At 53.0% G+C, this 23,235-nt stretch carries 15 protein-coding genes; 1 reads left to right on the top strand and 14 read right to left on the bottom strand.

Annotated features, from left to right (window positions below):
- Window positions 1–7: 7 nt before the first annotated feature.
- From sinH to QMN38_RS20255, 14 genes are all read right to left on the bottom strand, one after another.
- Window positions 8–2,200 (bottom strand): intimin-like inverse autotransporter SinH, encoded by a 2,193-nt coding sequence (gene sinH, locus QMN38_RS20320; RefSeq protein WP_271455576.1) that lies wholly within the window; start codon window positions 2,198–2,200, stop codon window positions 8–10.
- A 193-nt stretch (window positions 2,201–2,393) separates the two neighbouring features.
- Window positions 2,394–2,615, bottom strand: a complete 222-nt coding sequence (locus QMN38_RS20315) for a zinc ribbon domain-containing protein (protein ID WP_271440701.1) — start codon at window positions 2,613–2,615, stop codon at window positions 2,394–2,396.
- A 52-nt stretch (window positions 2,616–2,667) separates the two neighbouring features.
- Complete coding sequence (locus QMN38_RS20310) at window positions 2,668–3,750, bottom strand: Gfo/Idh/MocA family oxidoreductase (protein WP_323605824.1); 1,083 nt, start codon at window positions 3,748–3,750, stop codon at window positions 2,668–2,670.
- A 63-nt stretch (window positions 3,751–3,813) separates the two neighbouring features.
- Window positions 3,814–5,355, bottom strand: coding sequence for a peptide MFS transporter (locus tag QMN38_RS20305; RefSeq protein ID WP_271440699.1), 1,542 nt, complete (start codon window positions 5,353–5,355; stop codon window positions 3,814–3,816).
- A 298-nt stretch (window positions 5,356–5,653) separates the two neighbouring features.
- Window positions 5,654–7,126 (bottom strand): ribosome biogenesis GTPase Der, encoded by a 1,473-nt coding sequence (der, locus tag QMN38_RS20300; RefSeq protein ID WP_271440698.1) that lies wholly within the window; start codon window positions 7,124–7,126, stop codon window positions 5,654–5,656.
- A gap of 118 nt (window positions 7,127–7,244) precedes the next feature.
- Window positions 7,245–8,423: an outer membrane protein assembly factor BamB gene (bamB, locus tag QMN38_RS20295; RefSeq protein WP_137384790.1), complete on the bottom strand. Its 1,179-nt coding sequence runs from the start codon at window positions 8,421–8,423 to the stop codon at window positions 7,245–7,247.
- Between the two features lie 10 nt (window positions 8,424–8,433).
- Complete coding sequence (locus QMN38_RS20290; protein ID WP_005120429.1) at window positions 8,434–9,054, bottom strand: YfgM family protein; 621 nt, start codon at window positions 9,052–9,054, stop codon at window positions 8,434–8,436.
- A gap of 13 nt (window positions 9,055–9,067) precedes the next feature.
- Window positions 9,068–10,342, bottom strand: a complete 1,275-nt coding sequence (gene hisS / locus QMN38_RS20285; protein ID WP_137384792.1) for a histidine--tRNA ligase — start codon at window positions 10,340–10,342, stop codon at window positions 9,068–9,070.
- 110 nt (window positions 10,343–10,452) lie between these two features.
- Complete coding sequence (gene ispG, locus QMN38_RS20280) at window positions 10,453–11,571, bottom strand: flavodoxin-dependent (E)-4-hydroxy-3-methylbut-2-enyl-diphosphate synthase (RefSeq protein WP_016154000.1); 1,119 nt, start codon at window positions 11,569–11,571, stop codon at window positions 10,453–10,455.
- A 26-nt stretch (window positions 11,572–11,597) separates the two neighbouring features.
- Entirely contained in the window at window positions 11,598–12,590 is a 993-nt protein-coding gene (gene rodZ, locus QMN38_RS20275; RefSeq protein WP_323605823.1) for a cytoskeleton protein RodZ, read from the bottom strand.
- A gap of 285 nt (window positions 12,591–12,875) precedes the next feature.
- The gene (rlmN, locus tag QMN38_RS20270; protein WP_323605822.1) at window positions 12,876–14,042 is read right to left on the bottom strand and encodes a dual-specificity RNA methyltransferase RlmN; all 1,167 of its coding nucleotides are present in this window, start codon (window positions 14,040–14,042) and stop codon (window positions 12,876–12,878) included.
- Window positions 14,043–14,332: 290 nt separating this feature from the next.
- Window positions 14,333–14,764 (bottom strand): nucleoside-diphosphate kinase, encoded by a 432-nt coding sequence (gene ndk / locus QMN38_RS20265; protein WP_003037710.1) that lies wholly within the window; start codon window positions 14,762–14,764, stop codon window positions 14,333–14,335.
- A 138-nt stretch (window positions 14,765–14,902) separates the two neighbouring features.
- Complete coding sequence (gene pbpC, locus QMN38_RS20260; protein ID WP_323605821.1) at window positions 14,903–17,215, bottom strand: peptidoglycan glycosyltransferase PbpC; 2,313 nt, start codon at window positions 17,213–17,215, stop codon at window positions 14,903–14,905.
- Window positions 17,216–22,150 carry an alpha-2-macroglobulin family protein gene (locus QMN38_RS20255; protein ID WP_323605820.1) on the bottom strand — a complete coding sequence of 1,645 codons (4,935 nt, stop codon included), beginning with the start codon at window positions 22,148–22,150 and terminating at the stop codon, window positions 17,216–17,218.
- Between the two features lie 206 nt (window positions 22,151–22,356).
- On the opposite strand from QMN38_RS20255, the gene sseA reads away from it, so the two are divergent.
- Complete coding sequence (sseA, locus tag QMN38_RS20250; RefSeq protein ID WP_271440693.1) at window positions 22,357–23,202, top strand: 3-mercaptopyruvate sulfurtransferase; 846 nt, start codon at window positions 22,357–22,359, stop codon at window positions 23,200–23,202.
- Window positions 23,203–23,235 lie beyond the last annotated feature (33 nt).

Below are 23,235 nucleotides of genomic sequence, written 5' to 3'. Positions count from 1 at the left end.
ACTGACGCTATTTCTGGCTATACATCACCCGTATGCCGTAACCCTGAACGCCATCTTCCTCATTGGCAGTAAATTTTTGTGCCGCCTCTTTATTGGTTATTGGCAGCACTAAATCTTCATTACGAGTATTGGCCAGCGCCCCGGTATGTCCGTTGGTGCTCTGCCCGATAAATTCCCACTGGTAGTCGTACCGCGTCATTTCATCCTCCACGAGCTGCTCTGACATTTGGAACACGCCATCGTTGTTTTTGTCGCGCCAGAGGACGAAACGGTAGGTATTGTTAAGTATGGGGTGGCGGTCTTCCTTGCCCGCCAGATTCGCCGGATTTACCGCTTTTAACTGATAGATGATGGCCTTGAGGTCAGTGGTGCTCTCACTCAGGAAAGTAATATCGACATAGTTGCTATCGCCATAAGCATCCTCTTTGACCTTCCAGCGGAAGGCTCCCGGCAGCGTACTCGCCAGGGTGATTGTCCCTGCAGTTTTATCGCGGCTGGTGATGAATACACAGGGTGTTGTTGTGGTGCAGGCCGTCGACCCTAATGTAACTTTGTTGTCGTTACTGTCGTACAACTCAGGAGTCATTGCCTTATCGACCAGTTCGTTGCCATTGCTGTCGGTACTTTCACCAAAAGAATCCGTTAGCAGTACCCCCATTACAACACCATCTACGCCATCTGCCAGTGCGCTGGCAGCATGGCTACGATCGGTACGATCGGCATCAGCAATATTATCGACAACGAGCTCAATCTGACGATTCTGCTGAACCGTTATTTCCGCAACGCCCGAATTCTGTTTATTGCCCTTTTCATCTTCCAGGGTAATACGTACTTTCCAGGTGTTTTGCGCTAGTCGTGCTTCTTCTGTGCTGGCATTCACCCATGCAGGAAGCACCAGATTCCAACGGTTGTTGTTGCCTTCGGTGAGCGTATTGGCTTTGACCACGGGCATAACCAACGTGCGATTCGCATTGTTTTTCGCCTGCCACGATGCCGTCACTATCTTGTAGCGATGGTTGATTAACGCGTTGATCGTCCATTTACACTTTTCCAGCCCCACTCCCGCTTCAGGCTGATCCTGGATGATGCATTCGGGGTGTTCATTGGTTGTATCCGCCTTCAGCCACAGGGTGACATCAAGAGGATCTTTCTCGCGATACTCAAGAACAATAAAGTTATTACGATCAACAAAATCGGTACGACTCCCGATTAACGAATGTTGTGTTTTTACATTTTCCGGATCAAGTTGTGCTGCTATCGGTGTACCAAACTGATACGTCAATGAAGCACGCATACTTAAGTCAGTGTTGTCTCCGGTACCCGCTTTATAATCGGTACTCAGCGTAACCAGAGGAACTGGCGTGTAGCTAAGACCAACCGTCAGTGCATGCGGATCTTTTTGCAGATTATCGGTCCCGAACAACGCCACTTCATCGCCATAATACTGTTCATAAATTAGTTTTCCGCCAAGTTGCGGATAAAAGGGTAACCACGCTTCAGTACGAACATCCCATCCCCGTGCCGGGCGTTCTTCGTAGAATTCAAAATCTTTAGAATCTTTCCAGCCTGACAGCGGATGGTAATAGTTACCGGAAAAACGCAGAAAATCGGTCCATGCTTCACTGCCTAAACCCAGTCGGCGATGACCACGCGTAAAATCGTAGTCATAAAACATGTTGCCGCCCAGTAGCCAGTTTCCAACATTCTGCCGCACACCAAACCCCAGATTACCAATAGTACGATCTTCTTTACGCTGGGCTGAAAGCTGGCTAAAAAGCAGCGTCTGCTGGTTATCATACCAGGGGACAAAATAATCCAGACTACTGCCTTCCAGATTACCCCCCTCGCCAATCGCCAGATTAGTACGCACCTTGCCATAAGGTGACAGGAGTGATTCAACGCCAGATTGTGCAGATGACGTGATTTGTCCCTGAAGATAGCTTCGAGCCTGAGATTCAAGGGCTTCTGGTGTCAGGTTATCGAACCCTTGAGTGGCAGAATTAATAAAATAGTCGGCACCTTTATCCGTATATGCTTTGCCGCTATTATCCTGTTCCGTTTTTTTCGCAGAATCGCTCGCTAAATCAGGCAATGCTGATTCACTGAGTTCTCCTGAAATAGTCGATGCATTAGCACCTGAAACTGAAATAGCCACACAAGGTAGCCACAGCAGAATAAAAATGCGCATCCATTGCGCCATACGACAACCATCCTTGAGTTCATCGCAGTGATTAATATAATATTATTTACGGTGAAAAAAAATAACAGAACCCATTTCATCATTAATATCTATTTAATATGCCAATAGATATTAATGACTCAATGAATACTGTCTTATTCAATGGTAGCAAACGTAAAAACAGACAATCAAATAAGAAGTTCTTAACTCACTTTTAATTATTTTTAATCAAGAACGCCACGCGTTTCTTAGAGATAAGCCCGTGCCCATTCTGGCAGAAATAATCGACCGCACCGCAGGCTTTTAACACCTGCAGCGGCTGATGGCACTCCGGGCAATGCGCTTCAAGCAGAATATCTTTATTACAGTTTTCGCAATATGCCACGCCGTTTTGAGGCTCCAGCGAAGTATGACAATCAGGGCAGATAATAGACATGGTGACTCCTGTACGGGGAATTCATTACTACCCTGATGTTAACACGGTGCACTTAATGTTGCCCGCGCAACTGCTGCTGTAGCATTAACAAGCGCTCCACTTCTTCCAGTCGGCGCTGCGTTGTCCGCCCGACTTCCTGCGGGCTACGTTCAAACAAACTTTGCCCCCCCAGGATATGCTCTGCCAGGCAGTGCGCATAAACCGCCCCCGCAAGACTACAGCGCAAAACAGTATCGCCCTCAATAAGTTCCAGCACATCTTCTGCACCGCGCCGGTCATGGCTAATGATTCGCCCATCTCTCAGATACAGGCGCAGACCTTTTTGCCCTCCCGCAGGTCCCGCATATTTGTTGAGCCAGATATCCAGCGGAATACCGCTAATCTGCCCCTGAAGATGAGCTTCACCTTCTGCCGTGGTCAGGTCACCGCGGGAGATATCACGCCCCAGACGGTCTTTCGCGGTTATCACCTGCAGCACCATCTCATCACTTCCCCCGAGGTAGCGAACCGTTTCACGCAACATTGCCAGCACATGCGTACCTATATCCAGAATCACACCATCCGGGTGTCGAAGCTCGCGCGCATCCGGCTCACCGGTGGCAAAGTTGAGCGCGACAGGTTCCCCGGCGGTGTTAATCCCGCTTGGCTCCTGCAAGAATCCTTCAATTTTAACAATGTCCGAAAAGTGGGTAACCAGTGCCGGTTGTGGGTTATCGCCCAGCCACAACGCTCCGAGTTTCCCCAATGCCAGCTGCATTGCGCCATTACGCGCCATCCAGTGGTCTAGCGCCAGTACACGATCAGCGACGCCGGGTTGAACCAGCAGCATTTTCAGTTTTTCAATTTGGGAAAGCGTGGCGACAATCGGTTTTTCGACCACGATACGTGCGATGGGCGAAGCGAGCGCCTGTTCCAGCACTTCAAGATGGTGCAGGGATGCGGTGGTGATAAACAGGGTATCAAGCGGTGTTGCAAGAAGTTCAGCAAGCGATGCGCAGCGTGTCACATCTGCAGGCTGTTTTGCGGGTTGCACATCAAATCCCACACAGCGGAGTGAATCACCGAACATGTGACGTAATGCGGGCAAGTATGCCGTTTCAACCACCGCGCCAAGCCCCACAAACCCTAACAGCATACTCTTACCTCGTAGATTGAATTGCCGGAGCAGAATGCCCGCCCCGGCAATGTCGAGGTTTTATCAGGCGCTGGTAACCGGTTTAGTCTGTGCATTCTCCAGCATACGGCGCACCGGAACAATGAGGACTATCAGTACCGCAGCACAGATTATCAACGCGATGGAACAACGTGCAAACAGATCCGGCAGCATATCCAGCTGATCGGCTTTCACGTGGCCGCCGATCAGGCCCGCAGCCAGGTTACCCAGTGCACTTGCACAGAACCACAGTCCCATCATCTGACCGCGCATTCTTTCTGGTGCCAGCAGCGTCATTGTCGCCAGGCCAATCGGACTCAGGCACAGTTCACCAAGTGTCAGCATCAGGATGCTGCCCACCAGCCAGAAAGGCGAAACGCCTGCACCTCCATTATTCAGCACGTTTTGTGCTGCCAGCATCATCAGGCCAAAACCCGCTGCGGCACACAGAATACCGATAACAAATTTAGTGATACTGCTCGGGCGAATATTCATGCTGGCAAGCTTCGGCCACGCCCAGCTAAAGACCGGGGCCAGCAGAATGATAAACAGCGCGTTAATCGACTGGAACCAGACAGCCGGGATTTCAAAATCGCCGATCATACGGTTAGTGTAGTCGTTAGCGAACAGGTTAAACGACGTTGGCTTTTGCTCAAATGCCGACCAGAAGAAGGCAGCGGAAACCAGCAGAATAAAGCAGACCAACAATCTGGCGCGCTCTTTACGGTTCAGCCCAGCAAATACAAACAGGTAGATGAAGTAGAGGGCTACGGATGCCGCAATCACATACACCAACACGCTGGCTACCGCGACCGGGTTAATCACAATCACACCTTGAGCTATCAGGGTAACAATGACTGCCACACCTACCGCCAGCGCCAACAACCACGTGCCTACGCCCTTTCTTTTGACTACCGGGCTGTTCCAGGTAGAGTCCAGCCCGACTTCGCTGTCGTAGCGCTTCATCGCCGGAACGGCAAACACGCGGAAGATAATCAACGCGACCAGCATCCCAATGCCACCGATACCAAAACCCCAATGCCAGCCATGAGACTTAATCAGCCACCCGGAGATCAACGGAGCAATGAAGGAGCCCATATTGATACCCATGTAGAACAGCGAGAAACCGCCATCACGACGCGCATCGCCTTTTTTATACAGCGTCCCAACCATTACCGAGATACAGGTCTTGAACAGACCTGAGCCGAGCACGATAAACATCAGGCCGATAAAGAACAGGTTGTCACCCATGATGGCAGAGAGCGCAATCGACAGATGGCCAAGGGCAATCAGGATAGAGCCATACCAGACAGCTCTTTGCTGACCGAGCCAGTTATCCGCCAGCCAACCGCCCGGCAGCGCGGCAAGGTACATCGTACCGGCAAAAATACCGACAATTGCCGATGCATTTTCACGCGCCAGCCCCATACCGCCGTCATAAACGGTAGCAGCCATAAACAGGATCAGTAACGGACGAATGCCATAAAACGAAAAGCGCTCCCACATCTCAGTGAAGAACAATGAGCCGAGCGGATAAGGATGACCGAAGAACGTTCGGCTTTCTTTTTGATTAACAGAGGATTGCATAATTCTCCCGAAAAATATGTCGTGTGCTTGTAAACACCGTGATGTACGCCGGCCAGTTACGTAGCTGGTCGATTTTTTACATACGGCGAAGAGTTATTTAACCATTTGATAACCTGACAGTAGTTTTGTCTAGTACCAACCGGGTGACTTTAAGATGAAAATTCGACAATTGTCTACTTTCTTAGATTTAAACTTGGTAAAAAGCGAATAGTCATTGACAGCAAACAGACAGGTACAGACTAAAAAGGGCGAAAAAAAGCCCGCGATTTACGCGGGCCTCTATCGCCATCAGCAAGGGTTACTTGCTTTTTTTGATGTGCTTAATCAAACGCTTACGCTTACGCATCTGCGTTGGTGTCAGTGTATTACGTTTATTCGCAAACGGGTTTTCCCCTTCTTTGAACTGAATACGGATTGGCGTCCCCATTACTTCCAGTGATTTGCGGAAGTAGTTCATCAGATAGCGCTTGTATGAATCCGGCAGGTCTTTCACCTGGTTACCGTGAATCACCACAATCGGCGGGTTATAACCACCGGCGTGAGCATACTTAAGCTTCACACGGCGACCACGCACCAGCGGCGGCTGATGGTCTTCTACCGCCATGGTCATAATGCGGGTCAGCATCGCGGTGCTAACGCGGCGGGTTGAGCTGTCATACGCTTCGCGCACGGATTCGAACAGGTTGCCTACGCCGCTGCCGTGCAGCGCGGAAATAAAGTGAACGCGGGCAAAATCGATAAAGCCCAGGCGGAAGTCCAGGGTCTCTTTTACCTGTTCTTTCACTTCCTGCGTCAGGCCGTCCCATTTGTTGACGACGATAACAAGTGAGCGCCCACTATTGAGGATAAAGCCCAGCAGCGAGAGGTCCTGATCGGAAATCCCTTCGCGTGCGTCAATCACCAGCATCACCACGTTGGCATCTTCAATTGCCTGCAACGTTTTGATTACGGAGAATTTTTCTACCGCTTCGGTAATTTTACCGCGCTTACGTACACCCGCAGTATCAATCAGCACATATTCGCGTTCATCACGTTCCATCGGAATATAAATACTGTCGCGCGTGGTCCCCGGCATATCGTAGACCACAACGCGGTCTTCACCGAGAATACGGTTAGTCAGTGTGGACTTACCTACGTTCGGGCGCCCGACAATGGCCAGTTTGATGGGCAGATCCTGTGGATTGAAATCATCTTCAGGCTCTTCTTCACCGTTTTCTTCGGCTTCCAGTTTCGCCCAGTATTCCGCATCTTCATCTACTTCTTCCTGCGGCGCGACATCGTCCATCCACGGTAGCAGAACGTGTTCCAGCAGGCTAAGGACACCACGACCATGAGACGCCGCGATAGGGTAAATTTCACCCAGTCCCAGTGAATAGAAATCGACAACGGCCTGATCCGGATCGAGTCCGTCAGTTTTGTTGGCAACGAGGAAGGTTGGTTTCTGGCGCGCACGCAGATGCTTGGCAATGGCTTCATCTGCCGGCATCAGACCAGCACGCGCATCCACCATGAACAGCACAACGTCTGCTTCTTCGATAGCCAACAACGACTGCTCAGCCATACGGGTTTCAACACCGTCTTCGGTGCCATCAATACCGCCAGTATCAATGCAGATAAACTCGCGGCCTTCAATTTCCGCACGACCGTACTTACGGTCACGAGTCAGACCCGGGAAATCCGCAACCAGCGCATCTCGGGTGCGAGTTAGACGGTTAAATAACGTGGATTTGCCAACGTTAGGGCGCCCGACAAGCGCGACCACAGGTACCATGTTTAAAGCCTCATTTAAAAAATCATCAGACAATGGACGCTATTTTTGCGCCATTGTTAAAAACAGTAAAACGGCCCCTGCACCAGGAGCCGTTTTTCAAAGCGAGCGGCCAGGACGATTAACGCGTAATGGAGTACAACGTACCGTCTTTCGCCTGGATCAGCAGTTTACCATCAGCAGAAACCGGCTCGGTCAGGAAACCTGAGCTGTCGACCTTCTGCTGAGCGACAAAGCGACCATCTTCAACGTTAATCCAGTGCAGGTAGCCTTCGCTATCGCCTACAACCAGGTTACCGTTATACAGAGCCGGAGACGTCAGCAGACGGTGCAGCAGATCGCTTTGCGTCCACAGCGTCACCCCGCCATCGGTCGTCAGCGCCAGCACACGGTCATTCTGATCAACCAGATAGATACGATTACCATCAACGATGAAATCATTCACCGAGCCGAGCTCACGTTTCCACATGATCTGGCCGCTGCGCAGATCCAGCGCCGTCAGGTTACCATTATAAGCCAGTGCGTAAACTACGCCATTGACGATAACCGGCGTGGTATCAACGTCGCTCAGACGATCGATTTCCGTTGGGCCTGTCGCCTGAGAGATACGCTGCTGCCAAATCATCTGGCCTTGCTGCATCAGCACGGCGCTCACGCGACCATTATCGCCACCCACAATCGCAGCGCCAAAGGCGGTCGCCGGAGCAGATTCACCACGTAAGGAAAGTGATGGCATGTCGAGGTTCACAGTCCATTTGATGGCACCGTCAGCTTCGTTCAATGCCTGCAACTGACCGTTACTGGTATGGATCAATACCACGCCATCGCTCACCACCGGGCGAGACAACGCTTCACCGGCAACTTTCGTTTGCCATGCAGTTGTACCGTCACTGGTGTTAAGCGCATAAACCTGTGCTTTTTCGCTGCCAATATAAACATGGCCGCCCGACACGGTTACACCGCCAGAAAGCTGAGCAGATGCACGGGAGAACCAACCGTCTTTCTCACCCAGATTAACAGACCAGACTTCTTTGCCGTCGTCTGCGTTCAGCGCTTTCACCACACCTGCGCGATCGGCTGCATAGACCACGTTATCCGCCAACGCAGGATGAAGGTTGGAGTAGAAATCACCAATACCGTTGCCTACAGAAGTGCTCCAGGCAGTAGACGGGGTAAACTGGTTTTCAACCACCGGTAACGGGGACATCTTAACGACATCTTCTTCACCACTAAACAGTGAACAGCCGCTCAATAGGGTAACGGAAAGCAGCCCTGGCAGAAGTAATTTACGCAATTGCATCGGGTCCCTCTCAGATGGACAAATTATTGATTTTCATCTGCATCATTTCGCTCAGAGCAGGAGAGGCATCGCTTTTCACACCCGCTTCCCATGCGCTACGCGCACCTTGTTTGTCGCCTTTGCTCAGCAACGCTTCACCACGCAGATCGGCCACAATTGCCGCCCACCCTTCACCTTTAATGGTATCGAGTGTTTTCAGCGCGGTATCAGCCTGCTTAAGCTGAACCTGAACACGAGCAAGACGCAGATTAAGCACCGCTTTGAGATTCTCATCGCTGGTGGCGGCCAGGCCTTGTTGTAACTGGGCCGCGGCTTTCTCTAGTTCGTTTTGGTCAACAAACTGCTGTGCCAGTTCCATTGACGCTAACGCGCCATAGGTGTTTTTGTTTTCCGCTGCAAATTTCTCTGCGGCAGGAATGCTATCAGGCTTACCTGCGCTAACCGCAGTCACCGTATTTTGATATGCCAGAGAAGCAGAGCGTGCGGACTCCGTCTGATGACTGGTCCAGTAACGCCAGCCGACCAGCGCGCCAACCCCTAAAATTACCCCAACAACCAGCGCTTTGCCGTTTTCAGCAAAGAAGCGTTTTACCGCATCAACCTGGTCGTGTTCGTTCTCGTAAATTTCCACGCTGTCCTTCTCCTTAGCCCAGTAGAGTGCGCAAATGCGTGGCAACGCTATCCTGCGCTACTGCCGTTTGCTCACCAGAGCGCAAATCCTTCACTACAACGGTACCGTCAGCCACTTCGGACTCACCCAGTACCAGTGCAACGCGGGCGCCCCACTTATCGGCGCGAGCAAACTGTTTCTTAAAGTTGCCGCCACCGTGGTTAGTCATCAATTTCACACCGGGAACGTCATCACGCAGACGTTCAGCAAGCCGCATTGCGGCTGACTGCGTATCCGCACCTGACGCAACCAGGTATATATCGACAACAGGATCTGCGTTAAATTCCGGATTAACTGCCTGAACTAACAAAACAAGTCGTTCCAGACCCATAGCGAAGCCTACCGCTGGCGTGGCACGACCGCCAAGTTGCTCAACCAGACCATCATAGCGACCACCTGCACAGACGGTACCCTGTGAGCCCAGGCTGTTGGTTACCCACTCAAATACGGTGCGGTTGTAATAGTCGAGACCACGAACCAGACGCTGATTAACGGTATAGGCAATACCTGCGGATTCCAGCAGTTTGCACAGCCCCGCGAAATGTTCGCGAGAATCATCATCAAGATAGTCACCCAGTGCAGGGGCATCGTTCAGCAGCGCCTGCACGTCCGGGTTTTTGGAGTCGAGAACACGCAGCGGGTTGGTGTACATGCGGCGCTTGCAATCTTCGTCCAGTTTTTCTTTGTGCTGTTCCAGGTAGGCGACCAGCGCATCACGGTAGTTAGCACGAGCTTCAAGCGAACCAATAGAGTTCAGCTCAAGGCTAACATGCTGGGAAATACCCAGTGCACGCCACCAGCGGGCAGTCAGCATAATCAGCTCAGCATCAATGTCCGGGCCTTGCAGACCAAACACTTCGACACCCAACTGATGGAATTGACGATAACGACCTTTTTGCGGACGTTCGTGGCGGAACATCGGCCCGATGTACCACAGACGCTGTTCCTGATTGTACAGGAGACCATGTTCGATGCCGGCGCGTACGCAGCCCGCAGTGCCTTCAGGACGCAGGGTCAGGCTGTCGCCATTGCGGTCCTCAAAGGTATACATCTCTTTTTCAACGACGTCGGTCACTTCACCGATCGCACGTTTGAATAACGGGGTCTGCTCTACAATCGGCAAGCGGATTTCACTGTAACCGTAGCTGCCGAGCACGTTTTTGAGAGTGCCTTCAATGCGCTGCCAGATGGCGGTTTCGCCAGGCAGATAATCGTTCATGCCGCGAATGGCTTGAATGTTTTTTGCCACGTTTATTCTCTTTATGGATATAAAAATGAACCCTCAGCGCTAACCCGAATAATACGGGCGCCATGCGGGTTCAATCATACACGGGAAGCACGCCGCTTCCCATCACGTTATTATTTTTCAAGCTGCTGCACGTCAATGCGTCGCGCTTCGTCCAGGATACTCGCTTTGGCGCGAATACGGGCTTCGAGCTGCGTGATCATGTCATCGTTGTCGAGTCTGTCTTTACGCACGCCGTCTTCATACAGGCCGCTTTTCTTGTTGCCGCCCGTTACGCCCAGCGTGGAAACCAGTGCTTCGCCAGGACCGTTTACCACGCAACCGATGATCGAAACGTCCATTGGCGTAATGATATCTTCCAGGCGTTGCTCCAGCGCGTTAACGGTACCGATAACGTCGAACTCCTGGCGTGAGCAGGTTGGGCAAGCGATAAAATTAATACCGCGAGCACGGATGCGCAGTGATTTCAGAATATCAAAGCCCACTTTGATCTCTTCAACCGGATCTGCCGCCAGAGAAACACGCAGCGTATCACCGATGCCTTCTGACAGCAGCAGTCCCAGACCGATCGCAGATTTTACCGCACCACTACGTGCGCCACCGGCTTCGGTGATCCCCAGATGCAGCGGTTGATCAATCTGTTTTGCCAGCAGACGATAAGATTCTACAGCGAGGAAAACATCAGACGCTTTCACGCTAACTTTAAACTGATCGAAGTTCAGACGATCGAGATGATCCACATGACGCATCGCAGATTCCAGAAGCGCCTGCGGCGTCGGCTCACCGTATTTTTCCTGCAGATCTTTTTCCAGCGATCCGGCGTTTACACCAATGCGGATAGGAATGTTTTTATCACGAGCGCAATCCACAACCATGCGAATACGCTCTTCGTTACCGATGTTACCTGGGTTGATACGCAGACAATCGACACCGTATTCCGCCACTTTCAGCGCAATACGGTAATCAAAGTGAATATCGGCAACCAGCGGGACATTAACCTGCTGTTTGATAAGCTTGAACGCTTCTGCAGCATCCATTGTCGGTACAGAGACACGAACAATATCTGCGCCTACACGTTCCAGCGCTTTGATCTGATTAACCGTCGCTTCCACGTCCGTGGTACGCGTATTGGTCATAGACTGTACGGCGATGGGAGCCCCATCGCCGATCGGCACGTTCCCAACGTAAATGCGTGTCGATTTTCTACGTTGAATTGGAGCCTGATTATGCATTAAAAAATCTCCCGCATTGCCGTCTGTTACTGAGCCGGTGATTGTTCGGCATTAACGGTCAGACGCGCAACCTGGTTAGTTCTGATAAAACGACTCAGGTCGACAGGTTTACCCTGGAACTGAATCTGCACTGCCGCCGGAGCACCAATTTTAAGCTTGTACGGTGCCTGACCGGTCAGATTCAAATTGCCATCTTTACGCTGCATGCCGCTAAACAGTTTTTTACCGGTTGCGTCGGTCACTTCCAGCCAGCAGTCAGCGGTGAAATTCATCACCAGCGCATTAGGATCGGCAGCCGGGGTTGTTACACCCGCCTGGTCAGTCGGCAGTGGCGCCGCTGTCGCGGGTGCAGTAGGTGTGGTCGTTACAGTATCAACATTGGCCTGAGACGGAGCCACAACGGCGTTTTTATCTGCGTCAGGAGCCGGGGTCGCTGCAGTATCCGGCGCTTGAGCGGCATCAGCCACTGCGCCACCATCCGAAGCCGGTGTATTGTCCTGGCTTGCGGCAGCGCTGGTATCCAGCGGTACACTCTGTGCGTTATCTTTACCGGCATTCAGTTCAGCGGAAGATTGATCGGCCATCGTGGTGATTTCTTCCTGCTGTGCTTTATGGTTCTGCCACCACCAGGCACCAGTCAGTCCGACAACGACAAACAGTACCAGCCAGGTAAAGGTCATTAGCCAGCCGTCACGCTTCTTGCGGCGCTTACCGAGCGAAAAACTCTGCATCGGCGCAACTTTGGCAGGGCGAATCGGAGCCTGTTTTTCCAGCCCTGGCAACAGTTCTTCTTCAGGAATATGCACCAGACGCGCATAAGAACGGATATACCCGCGCAGGAATGTTGAAGCGAGATCGGCTGGTGCCTTATCTTCTTCAATATCGCGTACCGTGGAGACCTTCAGGCAGAGTCGTTCCGCGACCACCTGTTGGCTGAATCCGAGTTGTTCACGGGCATTGCGCAGACGAACGCCGGTGGATAGTGCTTCATTTTTGTCGTGCGTGGCTTCAGTATTCATTCGCTACAGCTGCGTAAATTTGGGTTCTGGCGCCGGCGAGCCACAATGCTCACCCACACCGCGAAACATCTGGTCAGTTAACCTTCGTCAGACAGTATAAAACGGTCAGACTATCAATGACAAAACAGCGTAAACCTGAGGGTCTAAACTCTTGTTGCACCGCTACATACTGCCTTAAAGTCGACTAAAACGCACCGTTATTATTGATCAGACGACGACAACAAAGGACCTTATGTAACTTACATTGCACTACGGTACATTATTTATACCGTAGTGCATTCGGCATCAAACGGTTTTGATATCGATAGCATCGCCCTGCATACGCTTGCGCAGAGTACGCTTGGTACGGTCGATAACGTCTCCCGCCAGCTGACCACAGGCTGCATCGATGTCATCACCACGTGTTTTACGCACGATGGTCGTGAAACCATAGCCCATCAACACTTTAGAGAAACGATCGATACGACTGTTAGAGCTACGGCCATACGGCGCGCCCGGGAACGGGTTCCACGGAATCAGGTTGATCTTACACGGCGTGTCTTTCAGCAGTTCTGCAAGCTGATGAGCATGCTCAGTGCCATCGTTGATGTGATCCAACATGACATACTCGATGGTCACGCGGCCCTGGTTCGCATTGGATTTCTCCAGATAGCGGCGCACTGCCCCGAGGAACGTTTCGATATTGTACTTTTTGTTGATAGGTACAATTTCGTCACGAATTTCATCATTTGGCGCATGCAGAGAAATCGCCAGTGCGACATCAATCATGTCACCCAACTTATCCAGCGCAGGGACAACGCCTGAGGTGGACAGCGTAACGCGACGCTTGGACAACCCGAAACCGAAGTCATCAAGCATAATTTCCATCGCCGGAACGACGTTAGTCAGGTTAAGCAGTGGCTCCCCCATCCCCATCATCACCACGTTGGTGATGGGACGTACGCCTGTAGCTTTCACCGCGCCGACGATTTTCGCCGCACGCCAGACCTGACCAATGATTTCCGACACACGCAGGTTACGGTTAAAGCCCTGCTGCGCCGTAGAGCAGAATTTACACTCTAATGCACAACCAACCTGTGAAGAAACACACAGGGTCGCGCGATCGTCTTCCGGGATATAAACCGTTTCAACACGCTGATCGCCAACCGCGATGGCCCATTTGATAGTGCCATCAGAAGAACGCTGCTCTTCCACCACTTCCGGGGCGCGAATTTCAGCCACTTCTTTCAGTTTGTTGCGCAGCACCTTATTGATGTCAGTCATGTCATCAAAATTGTCGCTGCAATAGTGGTACATCCATTTCATGACCTGATCGGCACGAAACGGCTTTTCGCCCATCTCTTTGAAGAATTCGCGCATCTGCTGACGGTTCAGATCCAGCAGGTTAATTTTTCCATTTTTATTTGGAACCGCAGCAATGACGACTTCAGAGGTGTTAACTAATTCAGACATAATTTTTTCCGGCCTCGTTGTTACACGTTATGGCCCGTGGAGGGTTAAAAAGAAACGCCCCGGTAAGCGGTCTGCTCTTCCGGGGCGTTGCATTGTACAAAGTCTGGCGCAGGGATGCCACGTTTGCACGAAGCATTAGCGAAAATAATATGTAAATCGCTAATTCATCTCCAAAGGATTTCGCGTCGCAGGAAGGCGGCAAGTTCGAGCATCCCCGGGAGCATAGAAAACTATGTGACCGGGGTAAACGAACGCAGCCAACGCATCTGCGACGTGAAAGACGCAGGAGATTAGCGAGTGCGCGGGCAAACCTCGCCTTCACCGAAGAAATAGGCGATTTCACGGGCTGCGGATTCAACGGAATCGGAACCGTGGGTACCATTTTCGGTGAAGCTGTCCGCGTAGTCGGCACGCAGCGTACCGGCCAGCGCATTTGCCGGATTCGTTGCGCCCAGCAGATCGCGATGACGCTGTACGGCATTTTCGCTTTCCAGTACGGAAACGACGATTGGACCGGAGGTCATGAATTCAACCAGGCCATCAAAGAACGGTTTGCCGTCGTGCTCAGCATAGAAGCCACGCGCCTGCTCAACGGTCAGGTGCAGCATTTTAGTGCCGACAATTTTGAACCCTGCTGCTTCGAAGCGCGCAAAGATGCTCCCAATAACGTTTTTTGCCACCGCGTTTGGTTTGATGATGGAAAAAGTACGTTCAATAGCCATGATTACCTCTGAAAAAAGATGTTCTGTTATGGTTTACCTGGCGCGGATTATAAAGAGCATCCTGGCCGTTGACTATTGACGAAGGTAACATTTCTTTAAAATAAGATGATTTTTAGCAACAAAACATCTCAACCTGGTCTATTGCAAAGAAAATCTCACCGTCGCCACTTGCCCCGCGTCATCCATCACCAGGAGTTGGTAATCCCCTTTTACTGTGAGTCGCAGGGTAAGACGACGCCCGCGCTCATCCAGTCGTTCACCGTTAAGAAACCACCAGCGCTCACCTGTCCCACCGCTGGTTTGCACCGGTAATGAAGCCTGTTGAATACCGGGTAAACGCTTCACAATCGCGCCATCGCGCACACCTGTCAACTGCAGCGGTAATGAAGCATCCTGCCCCAGCGGCGGACAGATTGTAGAAACCGGCGGTAACCTCGCGCCCCGACGCTCTGATTCCGGCAGCCAGGGTTCCAGCGGCAATGGCCAGACGATTAATGTTTGCTCACGAGCCTGCGAGCAATCCGCTGCAACGCGTTTTCCCTCATCGTCCAGCCAGACAGGAAAACGAATGCCACTCACGCCTTCTTGTTCGGGTAATAGCAACGTTGGCGGTTGGCTACCGTCCAGTAGCCACGTGGCTAAACGACGACGACAGTTACCATCACCATTCGGCAGAGATTGTCCACCAGGCCAGCACACCACACCGCGGCTAACCGAATCAGGACGCGGATCCTCCGGCTGAGCGCTTCCCCGCGCCAGCAGCAAATTATTCACCTGATTTAAAAGAGGAACGGCGCTGGCAAAACCAAACTGCCCGACCACCGGCGTACCGTCGGGTCGGCCGGTCCAGATACCTATCACATAACGTGAATTAACGCCGATTGCCCATGCGTCACGATAGCCATAACTGGTGCCTGTTTTCCATGCCAGCGGAACCACTCTGCTCAGCGCGTTATCCGGGAGAGGTTGCGCTTCGTCAGCCATAATCCGACGAATAATCCACGCCGCGCCTGCTGACATCAACGGGCGCTCCAGCAGTGGATCTGTCGGCTGCAAACGCAGTTTGCCCGCCTTACCATGACGGGCAAACGCACTGTATGCTGCCGCCATATCTTCAAGTCTCGCCCCCGCACCGCCCAGGATCAACGACAGATTCGGCGTAGCTCCTGCGGGTAGGTACAACGGCAAACCCACATTACGCAATTTTGCGGCAAAACGCTTCGGTCCATAAGCTTCAAGCACCTGAACTGCGGGTAAATTTAGCGAACGTACCAGCGCTTCACTCATGCTCACCGGGCCATGAAAGCCACTATCAAAATTCCCTGGACGATAATCCCCGGTACGACGCGGCACGTCCTGAAGCAACGAAGCCGGGTGAATCAATCCGTCATCCAGCGCCAGGCCATAAACAAATGGCTTCAGCACCGATCCCGGAGAACGAATCGCGTTCACCATATCCACATGACCAAAGCGGGAGTCGTCATTCATATCTACCGACCCCACCCAGCCACGCACGCTCATATCGGTATGATCGACCACAATCATCGCCAGCGAAGTGCGCGCAGGAAGCCGCCCCTTCCAGTTTTGCGCCAGCTCTTCCAGTTGACGTTGCAGCCCGGCATCCAGCGTGGTCACTATTTTGTCACTTCGACTTTTTCCCAGCATCATGCGCGAGAATAAGGGCGCTAACTGTGGCATCTGTCTGGGAGCTAACCAGACTGGTTCTTCACGCGACTCCTGTACCTGCTTCGCGGGCCAAATCCCTTGCGTCGCCATACGCTCAAGCACTTTATTGCGCGCAGCTTCGGCGCGATCTGGCCAACGATCCGGGCGCAGACGACTCGGCGCTTGCGGCAGAACAGCCAATAGTGCGGCATCAGAGTAACTCAATTGTGCGGGCGATTTGCCCAGATAGGCCCAACTTGCTGCCCCCACCCCCTGAAGCGTGCCGCCAAACGGCGCACGGTTCAGATAGAGCGTCAGGATATCGCGCTTGGAAAGGTGCCACTCCAGCTGCAACGCGCGCCAGAGCTGGCGGAACTTACCGCCAAAGGTGCGTGGGTGGGGGTCGAGTATACGTGCTACCTGCATGGTGAGCGTACTGCCGCCCGAGACGACACGCCCGGATGAGAGGTCCTGCCACGCCGCGCGCAGCACCGAAAACGGATTAACACCGGGATGTTTCCAGAACCAGCGATCTTCATAATTGATTAACGCGTCGAGGTATCGCGGCGAGACCTCATCAATTGTGACCGGATAGCGCCAGATACCGTCCACATCGGCAAAACGCCATAGCGGTGTACCATCGTACGCCACCACGACACGCGCAGGATCGACTTCATGAAGCGGCAGCGGCCAGATTTTATCTGCCGACCAAACCGCCGCCACGAGTAATAGCATAACGGCGACCAGCCAGAGCCAGCAGCCGCGTTTCCCCAACCGGTGCATCATTTACGGTCTGACAATCAGTGGCCCCTCTGCCGTTCCGGTCGCACGCCACTGCGGAACATACATTGATTCCACCTGCGGTACAGGAATCTGATAGGTCCCCGGCGTTACCGCCCGCGCCAGATACACCAGCGTGACCGGTTGTCCTTCGTTGACTGCCACCGCCGCAACAAAACGGTCGTCGCGGAACTCCACATGCTGAATATCCGCCTGCTGCATCTGATTGAGCAGATTCGCCACTTCGCTACCGCTATCCTGCAGGCTGGCGCTACCGTTGGCCAGATTCTGGTTTTCCAGTTCCAGTCCGGCGGGCAGCAGATCAACGACTAACGCATCAGGCACGTTCTGGCTGGCTTTCACCGTCAGCCAAACCAGCACCAGTTCGCCGCTGCGCAGAGAGTCCAGCGATTTGCTGTGACCATCCAGCCCCAGGATCTGACGTTCAATATACAGGACGTTGCTGGCAGGCGTCGGTGAGGTTTGCGGATACCCGCTGACATCCAGACGCAGCCACAGCGGAAGATTACCGGTATTCGTGACGCTCAGCGTGGACAGCTCGTCGGCATCCAGATTCCGGGTTTGTGATTTCTCACCCGCTAACGGCTGTTCAGAGAGTGATGTTTGCGCCTGCCACGTGCCAGGTAAATCCTGTAGCGTACGCGCGGCAAGGAACAACGCATTATTTTCCTGAGTAGAGAGCCAGCGCTGACCAAAGGCCTGTTCTGACAACGTATTCAACAGCGTATTCTGCACGTCAGGTTTGAGCTTATTCTCTTCCAACAATGCCAGCATCAGCGCATTATCGCGCAGCTGACTACCGTAATCCGCCATCCATTGCTGCGCATCGCGGCGTGGTGTATTCAATGCCAGCGTCAACGCCTGTTCACTGCGATTCGCATCCCCCATGTTTTTCAGCGCAATACCCAGTTGCAGCAGCGGCAAACCAGACGCCGCTTGTGCACGACGCTCCCAGATTTCGCGTAGTGCGCCGAGCGGGGCTTTCTGCTGGCGAGCCAGCACCAGTGCTGCGTAAGCCTGTACTGCAAAGCGACTTGCTGAGGTATCGTCGGTATAGCGAATCGACATCATGCCCGGATCCTGCAAATAGCGCAGCAACCGTTCATTCCCCCGGTTAATCACCTCTGTCGGTACGCTATAACCTTGTTCGTTTGCTCGCACGAGGAAGTCCATAACGTAGGCCGTCAGCCAATACTCTTCCGGCCCGTTCTTGTCCCACAATGCAAACCCCCCGTTATCACGCTGCATCTGCAGCAACCGGGAAATCCCGATCTCTACTGCCGCACGGCGTTTCTCATCGCTGTCGCCCGCTATGCCCAACGCTTTCAGCTGCGCGGCATTGGTATATAACGACGGGAACAGTCCACTGGCGGTTTGCTCGAGGCAACCGTAAGGATAGGCTTTCAGTTCACGGATGTAGCGCGCCAGATTTAGCGGCGGCTTACCGCTGAACAACAGTTGTCCCTGCACTGTAGCCGCTGAAAAATTAACCAACTCTTCACCTGGCAATTGCCAGGTTTCACCCGGCTGGAGCGCAACACCGTTATTGACGGTTTGCGCCGGGAACGCCGGACGCACGCCGATCTTCCATTGCTTGTGTGAAGCAGAGAACGTTTCGCCAGGCAGTTCCAGACCTGAAATCTCAGCCTGAATTTCACCCTCGCCAAATCCCTCCCGGGCACGCACTGGAACAAACAGCGTGGTACGTACGCCTGGTGCCAGATTCACGGGTGCCGGATCTTGCCCCATCAGTTCCAGTAATCCACTGGCGGCAAGCTTGATATTCAGCGTCTGCGGTTTGTCTGTCAGGTTAGTTACATCCAGCGTCAGTCGCGACGTATCGCCCCCGGCCAGGAAACGCGGGGTATTCAATTCAGCAATCACCGGGGCGGCAACGACCGCTTTACTTTCGCTACTGCCAAAATCATCCGCCGTCCAGGCCTGCGCCATTACCCGCAGCTCGCCGTTGAAATCACCAATCGGTAACGTCACTGTGCCTTCACCCTGCTCGTTGAGCGTAACCGGCAGAGCCTGTTGTGCGACGATATTGACGTGATTGACAGGTGGTTTTCCGCCGCGTTTTAACTCATCGCCATCGCCGCCAAAACGCAGTGCCGCCAGACGCCCCTGACCTTCGATCACCTGGCCGTAAATATCATAAATATCCGCGCCGTAGCGCTTTTGCCCGAAAAATGCCTGCCACGGGTCTGGCGTGACGTAATCCGTAATATTCAGGACCCCGCTGTCAACGGCAGAGACCAGCACATTCACCTGCTTTGGCACTTCACCATTCTTAATACTGGCCTTAATTTTGACGGTCAGCGGCTGATTCGGGCGTATTTTCGCCGGGCTTTCCAGCGCCAGCGCCAGCCGACGATTCTCATCCCCCAGCGGTAAATGCAGCAGTCCAACCGCACGTTTAGGCGTTGCTGAACGGGATTTGTCACCAGGGCGGATCACCAGCGCACTGAGATACAAATCATGGCGGTTCCAGCTTTTATCGACCGGAATAGAGAGCTCAAGACCATCTGCAGGCACCTCGATTTCTTGCCACCACAGCGGACCCTCACTCGATTCCACCATCGCATAGCCTTTACCCGCTGCTGGCGCAGCAATGTGCAGCTTCATGGTATCGCCGGGACGATAATTAGGTTTGTCCAGTTTCAACGTCACGCGATCGGGACGGACCGCTCCGCTACCGTCGCTGTTATCCTGCCAGCTATAACCCGCCCAGAAGCGTACACTGCTGACCGTATCGTTTGGCGCTTTAACCTCGAGGCGGTATGCGCCCCACTCTACCGGGAAGCTAACTTTACCGGTTTCATCGGCCTTAAGATCCAGCGTCTGCTCACCCTCAACCAGATCTTTTTGGTCAAACTGTGATTTCCAGCCCTCGCCATCAGACCAGTTCCAGTAATAATCCCGACGTTCACGGATCAAACGCACCTGCAAACCGGTTACCGCTTTTTTCTCGCCTTGCGCATCGGCATACACGATATCGAAAGCGGCATTGCTGTCTTCATCAACGATGGGCTGATTTACGGTGGTATCGGTGCGGTAGTCATACACGGCTTTCGCCGCAAACTGCGGACGAATACCCGGCAGCGTATCCGCAGGCCAGATAGCTTGTTCTGCCCGACGGGTCACCGGACGGCCACCCGACTCCAGCAGACTGGCCTGCAAAATTACCTGCAGCGGCGAATGCGTTTCTTGCCACTGGCTACTGGCAATGACCTCGCCGCGACCTTGTTCATCTAACGTAAGCTGAACTTCATCGAGGCTACGGGACAGATTTTCTTCAGCAATATTACCGAACTGGAATCCTGGTAGCGCCTGCACCGCTTCACGCAGCGGCCGCAGGAAAAGCTGGCCTTGCAGGGCGTTACCGTTGGCAGGTGCGCCATACAGGTAGTAGCCCACAACGGAAAACTTCACGTCATCCGCCGGCGCCACGGGCGTCTTTTCAGCAGCGAGATTGAGCGCCATTCGTTCCGGCATAAAGTCTTCGACGTGGAAATCCCACATCCGCGACTGGTTATCACCGGTATTAGCCCGAATATGCCACATACCAGTTGGCGCACTGCTGTCCAGCGGCCAGCTAAAGCGATACAGACCGTTTTCAGGTTGGCTGACCACCGAACGTAGCACCTGCCCGTCGGGCTTCACGACCTCCAGCTTAATGGGCTGATCGGGCAGTGTTCTTCCGTCACTATCACGCAGTAATCCGTTGAGGATCACCGTTTCACCAGGACGATAGAGATCGCGCGGACCAAACATAAAGAACTGCTTGCTGTAGCCCGGCGCACCGGCAATATCAAACTCGGCCAGATCCAGCGCCGGGAGTTTCAAATCCAACAATGTGGTTTGCCCATCTTTTCGCGCCAGCAATAAAGCCGCATCTTTATCAGTTTCAAGCTTTACATGCCCCTGCGCATCACTGGTGGCTTGCGCCAATGTCTGCCCTTTCTCATTGAGTAAGGTGATATCAATCCCTTGTTGCGCAGCACCGTTTTCCAGGCTTTGTGTGAAAACATCCAGTTGGTTGTGGTAACGGTGGACAGAAACACCGATATCGCTGAGCGTAAATAACGTCGCGGCATTGCTGTAGTTGTAATGCCCAGCCTGATTCATCACCGCCACGTACACGCCCGCCTGCTGCAGCGGCTTGATATCGCTCAACGGCAGCAACAGTTTCTCTCGGGTATTACGCGTTGGATTGAGATCAAAGCGCCCGGTATACACCAGTTCCGCCATTTTCAGCAGGTTATCTGATTCCCAGTTGGACAATGCGTTACGGTATTCCCACTGGCTGACAAAGGCACCGAGCGATTCAGGTTTCACGCGAAAGAAGTTCACATCAACGCTATCAACGTTCAGCGTCATCACCGGTAATCCTTCGATCACTTTGCCCGGCAGCAGCGAGCCACGACTGGCAAACCCTACGCTTGGCTGAACGTCGCGGGTGGTAATATTTTTTTCATACTCAATACCAAACGCCGCTTTATTCAATGCCAACAAGTCACGCTCAATGGTGACCACCAGCTCGCGGTTGGGTTCAAGGTGGCGTAAACGCAGCTCTTTCAGATTCGGCGCCAGCTCCCAGGCCCCGTCCACTTTGCCGCTTTTTTTATCGACAACGTGCACGACGCGGGAAAAATCTTGTTCGGGATTGAGAGGAATAGAGAAAGTCAGGACCAGGGTTGCTGCGCCATCAAGCTGAACTTCAGAGGCATCCAGCAGTGTGAGCGACTTGCCCTGACTCTGCTGTATCAGCTTTTGTAATTGCGCCGGATCTTTTACCGGTGCGCTCTGCGGGGCTGGCGCATCATTTTTCGCCGCTGTTGGCGGCTTATCGTTATTATTATCGCACCCTGCCAGGGCCAGCATCAGCATGCAGGCCGCTACGCGAATATATTTCATTTTTCATCCCTGGCCGCAGTGGCCTGTTAGCTACGTAGTACAACTATTATGCGTCAGATTTCTTACGGTGGAAGTCGGCAAGCGAATGATATTGTCTGAATTTTAATGATTAATGTGGTTCGGCCTGACAAATCAGCCTCTTTTACTTGTCGCTTTACAGTAAACATCCGACAATTTGCCGAAACCTGGTAAAAATGGAGATGCCTATGACTACCGCCTTCTTTGTCGCTGCCGACTGGCTTGTCGAACATATTGACGACCCGGAAATACAAATTCTTGATGCCCGGATGGCACCTCCAGGCCAGGAAGATCGCGATGTTGGCGAGGAATATCGTGCAGGCCATATCCCTGGCGCTGTCTTTTTTGATATTGAAGCCCTCTCTGACCACACCTCCCCCTTTCCGCACATGATGCCGCGCCCGGAAGCCTTCGCCGTCGCCATGCGCGAGTTAGGCGTGCACCAAGATAAGCACCTGGTGATATACGATGAAGGTAATCTGTTCTCTGCCCCGCGGGCATGGTGGATGTTGCGGACATTTGGCGTTGAGAATGTCTCAATTCTGGCTGGCGGTTTGGCTGGCTGGCAGCGTGATGAGCTCCCCCTGCAGACAGGAAACGTTGATTTGCCCGAAGGTGAATTTGATACAGCATTCGCGCCTGAAGCGGTTGTACGCGTGACCGATGTGCTGCTGGCCAGCCATGAAAAAACGGCACAGATCGTCGATGCCCGCCCGGCGGCACGTTTTAATGCCCAGGTTGATGAACCTCGACCAGGCCTGAAACGCGGTCATGTTCCAGGAGCACTGAACGTGCCGTGGACAGAACTGGTACGTGACGGAGAGTTGAAAACCACCGATGAGCTGGATGCGATTTTCTTTAGCCACGGCGTGAGCTTTGACAGACCAATCATTGCCAGTTGCGGTTCCGGTGTGACGGCTGCCGTCGTCGTGTTGGCGCTTGCCACGCTGGAGGTTCCTGATGTGTCCTTGTATGACGGTGCGTGGAGCGAATGGGGATCGCGGAGTGATTTACCGGTAGAACCGGTATTATAAAGCTGGAAATGTCGAATGGCGCTTCGCTTATCC

The sequence above is a fragment of the Citrobacter sp. R-1.5.2 genome (assembly GCF_035064245.1).
GTDB lineage: Bacteria > Pseudomonadota > Gammaproteobacteria > Enterobacterales > Enterobacteriaceae > Citrobacter.
The sequence above is the reverse complement of the archived record's forward strand: the minus strand, read 5'-3'. Positions and strand labels throughout refer to the sequence as shown.